General features: G+C 36.0%; 10 protein-coding genes. 9 read left to right on the top strand and 1 reads right to left on the bottom strand.

Going from position 1 to position 13273, the window contains the following annotated elements; translation table 11 throughout:
• Window positions 1-71 precede the first annotated feature (71 nt).
• Entirely contained in the window at window positions 72-773 is a 702-nt protein-coding gene (locus ACO05S_RS05730) for a YjjG family noncanonical pyrimidine nucleotidase (protein WP_421920570.1), read from the bottom strand.
• 472 nt (window positions 774-1245) lie between these two features.
• On the opposite strand from ACO05S_RS05730, the gene ACO05S_RS05725 reads away from it, so the two are divergent.
• The 9 genes from ACO05S_RS05725 (at window position 1246) to ACO05S_RS05685 (ending at window position 13250) form a co-directional block, all read left to right on the top strand.
• Window positions 1246-1731 carry a hypothetical protein gene (locus tag ACO05S_RS05725; protein WP_421920569.1) on the top strand — a complete coding sequence of 162 codons (486 nt, stop codon included), beginning with the start codon at window positions 1246-1248 and terminating at the stop codon, window positions 1729-1731.
• Between the two features lie 859 nt (window positions 1732-2590).
• On the top strand, window positions 2591-6310 hold the full coding sequence (locus ACO05S_RS05720; RefSeq protein ID WP_421920568.1) for a choice-of-anchor L domain-containing protein: 3720 nt from the start codon (window positions 2591-2593) through the stop codon (window positions 6308-6310).
• Between the two features lie 707 nt (window positions 6311-7017).
• Window positions 7018-8442: a hypothetical protein gene (locus tag ACO05S_RS05715; RefSeq protein WP_421920567.1), complete on the top strand. Its 1425-nt coding sequence runs from the start codon at window positions 7018-7020 to the stop codon at window positions 8440-8442.
• A 28-nt stretch (window positions 8443-8470) separates the two neighbouring features.
• Window positions 8471-9319, top strand: coding sequence for a hypothetical protein (locus ACO05S_RS05710; RefSeq protein ID WP_421920566.1), 849 nt, complete (start codon window positions 8471-8473; stop codon window positions 9317-9319).
• A 27-nt stretch (window positions 9320-9346) separates the two neighbouring features.
• On the top strand, window positions 9347-10171 hold the full coding sequence (locus tag ACO05S_RS05705) for a hypothetical protein (protein WP_421920565.1): 825 nt from the start codon (window positions 9347-9349) through the stop codon (window positions 10169-10171).
• Between the two features lie 25 nt (window positions 10172-10196).
• Window positions 10197-11102, top strand: a complete 906-nt coding sequence (locus ACO05S_RS05700; protein WP_421920564.1) for a hypothetical protein — start codon at window positions 10197-10199, stop codon at window positions 11100-11102.
• A gap of 68 nt (window positions 11103-11170) precedes the next feature.
• Window positions 11171-11818: a hypothetical protein gene (locus ACO05S_RS05695; RefSeq protein ID WP_421920563.1), complete on the top strand. Its 648-nt coding sequence runs from the start codon at window positions 11171-11173 to the stop codon at window positions 11816-11818.
• 13 nt (window positions 11819-11831) lie between these two features.
• On the top strand, window positions 11832-12560 hold the full coding sequence (locus ACO05S_RS05690) for a hypothetical protein (RefSeq protein ID WP_421920562.1): 729 nt from the start codon (window positions 11832-11834) through the stop codon (window positions 12558-12560).
• Window positions 12561-12572: 12 nt separating this feature from the next.
• Window positions 12573-13250, top strand: a complete 678-nt coding sequence (locus ACO05S_RS05685) for a hypothetical protein (RefSeq protein ID WP_421920561.1) — start codon at window positions 12573-12575, stop codon at window positions 13248-13250.
• Window positions 13251-13273 lie beyond the last annotated feature (23 nt).

Here is a 13273-nt window from a genome sequence, read left to right as displayed (position 1 = left end):
AGACACTTTATGCTTATGAATTAGTAGAAAATGAACGCTAATGATTTAATATTGTAAGTATTGCCTTGCTGCTATAGAATTTCAGTAATTTCAATTAAGTGATTGATTTCGTAAGTTGGATTGCTCTTGTGTTTGCTTTTATGTGAATTGAAATAGATTTGGTCTATTTCTGACTTTCTGGCTCCTGCGATATCTGTTTTTAAATCATCTCCAACCATTATACTCTTGCTTTTTGCTGCACCAGATTTTTTTATTGCATAGTCAAAAATTATGGGTGATGGTTTGTTGGCTCCAGCATCTTCGGAAGTAATAATTTTGGTAAAAAAGGAAATCAACTTGCAGTTTGATAGTTTCTTGTATTGAACTTCGTTAAAGCCATTGGTAATGATGTGCAGTTCGTACCCCTTGTCTTTTAAATATTGCAGGGTCTCATGTGCTTGGGGTAAAGTTTTGGTTTGCAGTGGGCTGATTTCAATAAAATCCTGACCCAATTCTATTGCCATTTCCAGATCATCTGCCCCCGATTCTTTTAATGTCAGGTAAAACCTGCGGTACATCAGCTCTTCCTTCTTTATCCGGTTCTGATAGTAAGCATTCCACAGTTTTGCATTGTGATATTCGAATCGGGATTTGAAAAACACAAAACTGCCAAATATACTTTGCAGATGATAATCGCGATACAATTGGTTCAGCGTTATTTCCGAATTCGCATTAAAATCCCAAAGTGTGCGATCTAGATCGAAGAAGATGTGTTGGTAGTGGTATTTCGGCATCTGTTGTTATTGTATTTCACCTAAATGGGTGATTGTATTTTTACTTTGCGTGATATTTTACGTCGAACTCAGGTTATTTAAGCAATAAGTTTACGGATTTAAGATATTCCTTTTTTCGCATTTTTGTGCCTTTGCGTTTAATTCGTTATATGTTGCCATATCTTCCGCAAATCATTTCGGACAAAGTTATACAAAACAGAGGTGCTTTTATCCTTACTGTTTCTAAAATACAGATTGCTGCTGTGCTTAGTCTGTTGATATTGGTTTTTATATTTTTCCTGTACATAAGCCAATATTAAATTTGATAAATGCATTCAAAATCTGGATAAAAGCTTAAAAACATTTGCAAATGGATTAAATATACTTAAATTGATGCGCTGTTATAATGCCAGGTTAATAAACTTATGCAAAGTCTGGTGTTGGTTAACACAAATTCAAAATGATTCTGTCATACCCCAAAAAAAATTATCAAATGACAATAGAAAATAGAATTAATGTAGAGATTGATAGTGTAAAACAAGAAGCTATCACTACAAATTTAAATGGTTTAAAAACAGAATTGGAACCATTATTGGTGGCATTACCTGCCGAGCAGAAAAAGAATATGGCCGTAATTGGCGAAAGATTAATGATTTTTGTTGATCAGGCTATTAAAAGTGCCGAAAATAATCCCGATTTGGTTCCGCCTTACCTAAAATTAGATCAGGTAAAAGTAGATGCTCAGGCCTGGAAAGATCTGAGTAATATTAGTAAGGAATTGGAATATCTTAAAAGTTTGCTGAATGATACCGCTGCTTTAAGCAGTAGTGAGGCCTATTCTGCTATGCTGAGTTTCTACAATTATCTGAAACAGGCCGCAAAAGACGGTGTGCCTGGAGCAAAGGCGGTGTATGATGATCTCAAACATCACTTTGCCAACGCAAAGAAAAAAGAGGATGCTAATCCTGTAGAAGAGTAATATTAGTTATAACTATGGGTTGATAGTTTCATTTAAGACAGGTAAACTTGTTTTGCCTGTCTTTTTTCTGCCTAATTCTGCCTTATGATTCTGCGCATATCAGCCAGAAAAATAGGACATCGTTCCTTTGCGCTGAGACTCCCAAAATAAGAAAAGCACAGCAATTGTGTAGGGGTGTTTTACCCCTGCTTAGGGCTTGATGAGCCCGAATTAGGGGTAAAATACCCCTCCGCCGGTGTTTTTTACCCCTCGCTCGTTATAAAATACAGCTAGCTCTCCCTGTTTTTGCCCTGAGTAGCTGTTTTCAAGCCCTAATTGTATGTTTCTTACTTTTCGATTTTAGGATTTCACATAACCATCAAGTCAATATGTCTTTAAAATACTGCCTTTTATATTCTGAACTTCTCCAATTGCATGCTTTTACATTGTTTTTACCCTGCTTTTTTACCTGTTTATCCTAATGATGATACCAAGAATGTGAAATCACGAATTAATAACATTTAAAGCTTTCTTTTTTGGCTTCTCTTGAATATATTTGTCCAAATTGTACTGATTTATCACTATATGTGTTTATTGCTTTACCATTTGTATTGCGAAAATCTTTGTGTTTTTAAATGAAATTTACAGGCTTTAATTTACAAACGACTTATTTTTGTATGTAAAGGTGGTTATTATTAGTTCGAAAATGGTTTTTTGTTGGATGTAGCGTTCTTAAGCTGACTCAATACAAGCTGTTTGTTAGTAATTAAACAAGAAAAGAGTAAACACTTTTTAACCATTGCCGTATAGATGTTATATTTAGCCCAAAATTAGGCTATTTAAACACAAGAAAAACACAATACACACTAAAAAATAACATTTGACGAAACATTTCTACATAAAATTCCCTCTACTAATTCTTACCCTTTGTTTGCTGAGTGGCTCTTTCTTTGCGCAGAATCTTTCTGCTCAGGTTACCATTTGGGAGGAGGATTTTTCTTCTTATGCCAATGGGGTTACGTCTGGCGGTAATAATGGTGTTACCTGGTCAATTAGTGGTAATTATTCTGATTATTGGTTCGAAGTTAGAAATGAAAAATTAGAGCTTAGGGACAATAACAGGAATGTTGCGGAATGGCTAACTAGTTCTATTGATATTTCGGCTTATACTAATGTTTCAATTTCTCTTAATGCACAAGAATCTGGAAAGCTAGAGTCTCAAGGCACTGATGATGAAGATTATATACTTTTTCAATATCAAATTGATGGAGATGGTAATTGGCATGATTTCGACAGTAGTCCTTGGTATGATGATTTTCCAGAAAACAATGTAGATAGAAATGCTACAGTTAATAGTTTAAATGGATCATCTTTGCAAGTAAGAGTGAGGTTTAGAAATGGAACTGGTAGACAAGAGTATTATAGAATTGATGATGTTATAGTAAGTGGATATCCAAATGTTGGTAATTCGCCAACTGCTAACTGCAAAGACATAACTATCCAACTTGATGGCTCAGGAAATAAAAGCATAACAGCCGATGATATCAATAATGGGAGTAGTGATGTTGAAACTGCCGATGCAGATTTGATACTAAGTTTGGATAAGACAAGTTTTAACTGTGCCGATGTAGGGATTCAAACAGTTACTCTCACAGTTGAAGATGGAGATGGAAATAAATCGACCTGTACGGCAAATGTTACGGTAGAAGACAATGTAGCTCCTTCTTTATTGAATCTGAATGCGGAGTATCATGATGGAATGAGTTTAAGTGATCTAAAGTATTCGGAATCGGTAGACGAAGCTCATACCAATTGGGGCGGAAGTTCACCCAATACAGGCCTTTTAGGAAATGATCAGTTTTCGATTCGTTATAGTGGTAATTTTGTAGTTCCAGAAACAGGTAACTATACATTTTATACAAACTCTGATGATGGGGTTCGATTGCAAATTGATGGTGCTTATGTTATTAACAATTGGACGAATCATGCACCAACAGTTAATAGTGGTACCGTAAATTTAACCAAAGGTCAACATTCAATAACATTAGAATTTTATGAAAATGGAGGTGGTGCTGTAATTGAATTAGAGTGGGCTTCTGCGCTTGCAGGAGTAACAAGAGAAACATTCTCTAAATCCTCCATATTAAACCATACTACTGTTGAAACCACGGTTAAATTAGATGCATCCGGCAATGCTACTCTTGCTGCAGCAGATGTGGATCCCGGATTTTTGGATAATTGTTCGGTAACGTCCCGATCTTTGAGCAAATCAGATTTTACAACTGCTGATATTGGTGTGAATACAGTTGTACTTACAGTGCAAGATGCAAGTGGAAATTCTACAAATATTAATGTACTGGTAACGGTTGAGGATAATAATGATCCTTCCACTGCATCTATTGAAGTTGATGTCCAAAGTCCGGAAAATGCATATTCTACGAGTGAATTGGTTCAGAAGGTCTTGGTTACTGGCTGTTTAACGGCGAGTAATATTGTTTATTCTGGTGATGAAAATTATGGGATTGGGTATTTTAATGCTGTTGATTCTGATTTCCCTTTGGCTTCGGGAATTATTTTGTCAACGGGTCGTGTTAAGAATGCTGAAGGACCTAATAACTCAGGTTCTGAAAGTCAAAATATAGCAGGAATCGCAGGTGATGTAGATGTAAGTGTCCTAACAGGTGACAATGAGAATGATGCTCAGGTTCTAGAGTTTGACTTTGTACCAGCTGGTGATATTTTGGAGTTTAGGTATATTTTTGCATCGGAGGAATATCCTGAATATGCTTGTAGTAACTACAATGATGTATTTGCTTTTATTATTAGTGGTCCGGGAATTACTGCTGACACCGATTTGTCAGGTAAAAATATTGCATTGATACCGGGAACAACAAACCCTGTTACCATCAATAATGTAAATGATAGTTATTGTGGTAATTCAACCTACTATGTGGACGAATCGAGTGGTTATGCAACTCAATTTGATGGTAGGACAACGGTTTTAACAGCTACAGCTAACGTTCAGGCTTGTCAAACCTATCATATTCGTTTAATTATTGCGGATGTATTGGATGATCAATATAATTCAGCTGTATTTTTGGAGGCAAATAGTTTTAAATCCAACGAGGTGCAGATCGACAATATGATTGGTGGTATTGAGGGGGATCAGGATGTGATGTACGAAGGCTGTGAAGGTAGTTTTATTCGCTTTTTAAGGAGTGAGGGTTATGATATTAATGAAGAAATAGTTTTTGATATTAATATTACGGGAACTGCAAATAACGAAACAAGTGGTTCTCAAGATTATGTGTATACGGATGCTAGTGGAAATGTAATTGGAGATGGGGTTTTCCCATCGTCCATTATTATTCCGGCAGGACAGGAATACATCGATTATCATTATAAAGCCCTAGATGAAGGAGAAGTCGAAGATGATGAAACAATTAGATTTAGAGTTGATCGATGTCCTTGTGATGGAAGTGATTATTTTGAAAAAACGGTTACAATCATTAATGCCCCTAAGGTAAATGCCGTTGCATCTGCAGCAATTCAATGCGATGGGATCGGGAATCCAACTGCAACCATCACAGTTCAGTTGATTGATGGAATAAGTACTGCTAATTACCTATATAGCTTTGATGGAGGAGCAACATTTGGCAGCGATAATGTAAAGAATATAGCAAGTGCATTTGCCGATGGGCACGATTTGGTCGGACAAACCTTTAATATTGTAGTTAGAGATATGTTCTCCTGCAGTAATAATACATTGAACCTTACAACAACAATTCCAGATATTCAGCCTATCGAAGCTGATGCAGGAGGAGATCGAAACATGTGTACAGGCAATGGAATTCAACTATTGGGTAGTGGAGGGATCTATTATGAGTGGACCTGTGATACCCCGGGAATTGTTGAGAACTATTTGAGTGATCCCAATGTATCTAATCCATGGATATCTGATGATATTCCCGCAGGCAGTTATGTTTTTACTTTATTGGTACAAGATCAAGCTGGTGCTTCAGCCATCTGTTCCGATCAGGAAAGTATGACCTTAACGGTTTTACCTTCGCCTGTTGTAAATTCTGTATTTGCAGGAAAGTATGAACTGTGTTCAAGCGAGCAAACTTCGCTTCAGGCGGATGTAAATATGTCGGTATCTTACGAATGGAATCCTTCCAGTGGACTGGATAATGCGAATAATGCAAATCCTGTGTTTTCTGCTAATGTTGTTAGTGAGGAATCTAGAAGTTATACACTAACAGTAACTGCAGGAAATGGATGTTCTACCGTTGCAAATTTAGAGAATGCAATAACGGTTTATCCTAATCCATCAATTGCATTAAATACTGTTCTGAGTAATTTTTGTTCAGACGGAAGTAATGGAGAGTTGCATGTTGATGTAACAGGAGGAACACCAGAAACTTCCAGTCCATTTTACACTTATGCTTGGAGTCACAACGCCAGTTTAAATTCTGCTGCTGCAACAGGTTTGAGTGATGGTTCATATACGATTACCGTAACTGATGCCAAGTCTTGTAAGGCAAGTATGGATGTGCAGGTAACAGAGCAGCCAAAAACCAAAGGGATTATTTTTGAGTAAAGCATGTACTTTCATTTTTTATTAAACCTGTATATGGTATGATCTGAATTTATTTTTAAATCATTTACCTCCACAGATAGGTTTATTGCTTTATTTTACGTCGAACTCACGTTATTTAGATATCGAAATGGATTTCATTGTATTTCACGCTAATATTGCTGTTAGTTCGTCAGGTTAATTGCGGATGGATTAAGGGGGGATAAATATTTTTAAAGCCTTAAAGTCAGTCAATTGTACCTTTGTTGATGTGTTTGGTTCTGGGCAATTTAGTTTACTTTACCTGTTTGATTTTTTTGTGTAAGCTAAACAGTAATTTGCACAGACTTTTGGTAGATAGATCTAAGTTTAAGATAATGTATTCTCTATTGTTTTTGCTTTGAGAAGTGTATTGGCCTATTTTTATTTAGAATTATTTGATGAGGGCGTCTTCTTTCTAACAGTCCTATTGCTCATCTATCATAGACTAATGGTATTTTTTTTTAGATCAAAATCTAATAAAAATTGATTAGTGATGGTTTATGGAAAGTGAATGTTTGTTTAATAATGATTAATCAATTAGAATACGCTACTAAAAATCTCTTAAAACGAAATTAATCAAAAAATAACTGAACACTTTTTAACAATTGGCGTATAGATGGTTATAATTTGAAAAAAAATAGCTTATTTTGAGCGCTGTGAGTACCATTCATACACTAATTTGTTAGCATTTGATAAGATTTCTACGCCATATAGCTTTGTTATTTTTGTTTCTTTCTGTTCTTGGCCTATCAACGGGTTTGGGTCAGGATCAACATGTTTGTATAGGAGAAAGTATCGATTATAAAGGTTATGGATGGAATTCGTCACTTGTAAAGTGGTATTTGGATGGTGTCGATTCTACGCCAGATCAAATTGACGATTTAAGTACTGTGCCCGAGAGTACGGAGCATCCGGGTTACCATTTAAGTACCTATTCCGTAAATTGGCTTGCAAGCATGCAGGGTGATCATACGATTACTTTAATCGAAACCGCAGGAACTTGTGATTCTGATCCTATTACCATTCAAGTTCGAGTTCATAATAAACCTACAGCACCTACCGCAACTGTTAATCCTATAGCATGTAATGGAGAAAAGGGAAAGATTATAACAAATTATTCTTCCAGTGTACCAGCAGGATTGGTACTTCAATTTCGTTTGGTAAATGCTTTAGATGATAGTCCGGTTGTAGGCAATGACTGGACCAATGCTTCAGGTACAAGTCATGAGTTTGCCGATTTGTCTGCAGGAGATTATAAAGTTCAAATCAGATATACTTTTTCAGGAAATTTAGTAAAGGGTAGTGTTGTTTCCAGTACCACTTATTCCTTAATTGAGCCGGCAGCCATTACCTTAACAAGTGCAGGAGTTACTACTCCGATAACTTGTAATGGTGGTGATGCTACAGTAACAATTTTAGCCACAGGAGGAACAGCACCTTTAGAGTATACCTTTGATGGCGTAAGCAATACCACAGGGATTTTCACGCATAAGGCCGGAACCTCATTGGCTTATAGTGTAACTGATGCAAATTCTTGTACTGCGGTAACTGGAAGTATAGATATCTCAGAGCCTGATCTTGTAATAATTGCTCTTGCTGAAACCAGTTCAATTGTTTGCAATGGTGATAATGCACAAGTAACAATTACTGCAAGTGGAGGAGATGGTTCTTATTCTTACAGTACAGATGGCACAAATTATCAAGCTGCTACTAATGTATACAGTTTGCCTGCCGGGAGTCATACTTTGTATGTGAAGGATGGAAATGGATGTGTTGCTCAGGCAGATATAATAATATCTGAACCTGATGCTATTGCTACGAATTTAACCATTGTGACTTCTGATATATGCTTTGGAGATGCAGGTGTTATAACGATAGAGAATTATGAGGTAGATGTTACCTATAGTCTGTTTGAAGGAGTAAATTCATTGGCCTACACATCAAGTGTAAGCGGATCTGATTTGATTCTTACCATTGATAATACAGTTTTAAATACAGAAAAAACATATAACATAACAATAAAAGCAGAACGTGGTGGATGTACTTTGGATATGGATACAGGAGTGTCTATAAATGTAAAGCATAAACCAAACCCTGGTGAAATAAACTTTTAGTAAATAATAAACACAAATTATAATCGTCATGAAAAAATTATTACATCTTTTTTCGGTAACAGCAATCCTAACATTACTGTCAGTAAATGCAATGGCTCAAAGTTCAACACCAGCTTCTCTTGGTGATGGAGATGACCCTTATTTGGGAACGACTCATAATTATAAAGTAACAGATGATGGTGGATCCATTGTTTGGGCTGTATTTGAATCTGATGGAAATACTGATGCTTCGGCTAGTGTAACGCTTGGTTCGAATGGGAATAATAATATTAATATTACATGGAACACAGCAGGTAACTATGTAATTCAGTATACAGAGACACTTAATGGTTGTGCAACAAGAAGAACAATGTCAGTAACTGTTCATACAAATTCATTTTATCTGGAATTGGCTACTGATGGTTCAGAGTGTAATGCTGAAGAAGGTAATGTGTTAGATTGGAATACTTATGAAACAAAAAGTGATGTTAAAACAAACCTGACTTTTACTATTAATATGACAAAGGAAAGTGGTTTTGGTATTGATAATTATCAATTTACCGGAGATATCGCATTACCTACTGGTTTAACAATAGCTTCGGAAAGCGATGTAACAGTTACCGGAGGAATTAAAACTCCAGGTACTGCTAATGGAAACTTTAGTGTTACAGTTAATGCTACAGATTTTGATTCTGCAACATCAGATGAGATTACAATACAAGTTGCAGTTTCGGGTAAAGTTACTGACGGAGGTAATGTGACTTTAAATCTTACAAATGGAAAAGCGATTCAAGGTGCAATAGAAACTCCTGATAATACATCTTTACCTGCATCTTCTGATAGATCTCAAGTTATTACTCTTAATCCTCTTCCAGGATCATCAAACATTTCTTTTTAATCTGAAAATTAAAAGACTATTAATAATATGAAAAAGCTAAAACTTATAATGGCCTCATTATTTCTTTTGATTGGAAGTAATGTAATGGCTCAAAATGGAACTAATCCATTTGTTGGATCCACACATACTTATGAGGTTACAAGAGGTGTTGCAGGATCAACTCTTTTGTGGAGTGTTTTAAATGCAGATGAAAGTGCAGCTGATGTTGCGGATTTTTCGATAGCAGCAAATGGTGGAGAAACAGTGGATATTACGTGGAATACGTTAAATGGTGGAACTAACGCAAATTATATCGTACAATTATCGGAAACAGCACCAGCTGCCAGCGGAGGTTGTATCACTTTACGTCAGTTTGTTGTGACGGTAATTGGTAATGCATTTGATATTGTTATTGCCGATCTTCCTGCTGATTGTTCTGATGCTAGTGGATCTGTTATTGTAAACTCAGGTAATAATAACCTTGGTACTACTTCTAAAACTTTCACAATTGACATGAGTACTCAGGCTGATATGACAAGTGCATCCTATATACCAGATTGGGAATTTGACTATGAAGTTACAAGTACAAATGGTGATTTGGTTAGTGTAACATTTGATACTAATACAAACGATCCATCTCAAGCATTGTCAGGAAAGAGTGCAACAGGAAAGGTAACTGTAAATAATAATGATTACAGTGTTCAATTAAAAGTTGAGTTTAATAATACATGGGCCAGTGGAGATCTTCTAACGGTAACATTATCGAATGGTATTGAATTAACTTATAACACACCTGAAAATCTGGATACAAACAATACAGGCTCTGTTACAATTAATGCTATGCCTGCAACTACAAATATTACAACGGATTAATTATAAAAAACTAAAAACAAACAAAATGAACAGATTTTTAACTTTATCGATTATGCTACTTGCTTTACTTGGATTTACAAGTAATGCTATGGCTCAAGGTACCGGAACAGGTCCGGCAATTGGATCAACACATAGTTATTGGGTAAATTCAACAGATGGAACAACACACGATTCAGGTGTTGGAAATGATTATCTATGGTATATCACTAAGGGTGATTTAACAAGCGTAAATACATCTGATTTCATCATTACAACAGCTGCATATGCAGATGCTTCAACAGCTGTTCAAGATCTTTATAGGATTGACATTACTTGGCTTGCAGCTTCTGCAGGAAGTACTTACTATTTGCATGTTATAGAAACGGATGCTAAGGGATGTTCTAATCACAAAGCTGAGATTATTAATCCATTTAGTGATTTCCAATTGGCAATTACCAATGTTGACAAATCTTTTGCTGATGTAGCCAATAACTTTGAAACTTGTGCTCCAGATGTAGCATTATCATTAAATTCTGGTGCTATTGAGTACAACTACGGAACAACGACTTTGTATTATAAGATTGATGCAACCAATATTGATAAAGCGAACTTCACTTTAGGGTATAATATTGCGGTAGATGCAGCTTATTCAGGTAATACAGCAACAGCTGATTATGGAACTGTATCTGGAACCACATATACTTCAACAGCTAATTTAACTGTTGGGGGTAATCAAACTGTTGATATTACCAATACTGAAAATTCAGCAACTATTTATGTTAGAGTTCAATTACCTAACTCTACTGCATTTGAAGGTTTAGTAGATCATGGAGTGCTTGTTACTTTAACTTCAGGTTCTCAAGGAGTTGCAGCGGCAACATTAGAGGCTGATGCGGATGAGAATCAGATTGTTCCTGCTCGTCCTTCTACATCAGGTATTGGATCTAACTAATAAGACGTATTTAATTGAGAAATCAAATACATAAAGGAATTCTGTTCATGATATTCATGATCCTGGCCGTGACAAAAGTCACGGCCCAGGATACCTTTGTCGTATTTAAGAATGATACACGTGTATACTCGGTTGATGAGCATGTTGGAAATACTTATCAATGGTCTGTGTTCGAAGCATCTGATTTGAATACAGAATTATTAAATACTAGTATAGTTGAATTTATTACTGGTGAAAATACACATCAGGTTGAAATTAATTGGAAGCAAGCTGGGGATTATGTGTTGGTAATTCAAGAATTTGGATCATGCCAAAATTTAAAAGCCAAAAAGGTGAGTGTAGTTACAACGCCTACCATAGAATTCAAAGAATTAGCATCAACCGATTGTGCTGATGCAGATAATAGTTTTGCTACCGAATTGGTAGCAATGTTTGATTCGGGAACTGAGTTGGCCGAATCGCAATATCCAGTTACGGTAAACTATCGTTTGGATGACGATATTGCAGACCGAACTGCCACAGTAAATTATGCAGATAAAATGCTTAATGTATTAGGCATTATTGAAGATGAAAATAATGAGACAATCAATAATATAACAATTAGGAGTGCTACCACTAAATATGGTGGGACACTCAATCTGGTAGTTGGTAAAGAGGTTCATGAGAGAACAATAAATGCTTTACCTGCAAAACCAGTAATTACTGTAAAAAACTAAAAACAAACTAGATATGAAAAAGTTACAAAAACTTTTATTGCTTGCTATTTTTAGCATTGGTATTATGGGAACTGTAAGTGCCCAAATTACACCTGATGACACTCAAGATGGAGTTGTTGCAGGAGGTAATTTTACGTATTCTGTTCCTAATGTTGCAGATCATTCGTGGACATGGGAAGTTATTGATAATGCAGGAGCAGCTGTTGATGCTGCGGATTATACTATGGTAGATGTAAGTCCTGCTGTTGGTTATAGTAAAAATGTAACATGGAATACCAATGGTACTTTTTTCTTAAGAGTAACAGCTCAGAATAATACTACTTCGTGTACCAACGATTATGTGATTCAGGTTAATGTATCATCTAACGATTATGAAGTTGCATTTAATGCCGGAACAGAAAATGTATATTGTGCCGACGATGCGAATATTGCTTCAGGAATGGAAATTACTCTTGATGTAATTCTTGCAGGTGCTGCTCCTGATGCTGCTTATTACGACATGGAAGTTCAGTATAAAGTAGATGGTGGAACAACTCAAACTACAACAATAGGAGCAGACAATAAATTTACTATTCCTTCAATGGATGTGGTTGATCCTGTTAATCCTGCATTTACAAGTGTTCTTGTAACTATTGTACAAGTAACTGATACAAATGGAGTAGTATTTACTCCTGCAAGTGATAAAGAAGACTTAACTATAACAATTCACCCAATCCCAGCTAAACCAACAATTACATTCTAATAAAATATCGACATGAAAAAAATACTATCATTAATCATTTTGGCTTTTGCATTTGTTGGCGTAACAAATGCACAAGATCAATTCGTAACTGTTAATACAAACCATATTTATAGTGTGGCTGATGAAGGATTAACTTATACTTGGGCAGTTACTGGAGGAACAAGCACTGATTTATCTGCTCAAAAAGGAGCTAGCATCAATATTCTTTGGGATGCAGCTGGAACTTACACTTTAACTGTTTTCGGAACTGATGGTGATGGCTGTCAATCCGAAACAACAACAGCAACAATTGAAGTAGTAGGTGCTTCTTCTCTTTTGCTTGCAGCTTCTTCTTCCGATGTTATAACATGTTCTAACCTGGATGGTGGCCTTTCAGGCGGATTAGCTGATCAAAGTGTATTTGAACTTGACTTTACAGGAGGTGTTGGTCCATACGATGTTACGTATGAAGTTCGCAATTCAGGAGGAACTGTTGTTGTTGGTCCAACAACATTGACCGATGTGGCTGATGGTTCAGATATTACAATAGATAACAATTTTGTTAACACATCAGGTTCTGATGAAGTATACACTGTAGTTATCACAAGTGCTACAACCGAAGATGGTGCTAATGTTACATTAGGAGATGTTACAAGAACAATTACAGTTCACTCTAAACCAACAATTTCAGGAACAATTACTTTAAACTAGTATTTGACATTAGCTGAGTATTT

Source organism: Marinifilum sp. (assembly GCF_965230805.1).
Taxonomy (GTDB): Bacteria; Bacteroidota; Bacteroidia; order Bacteroidales; family Marinifilaceae; genus Marinifilum.
This window is presented reverse-complemented; position numbering and strand designations above follow the sequence as displayed.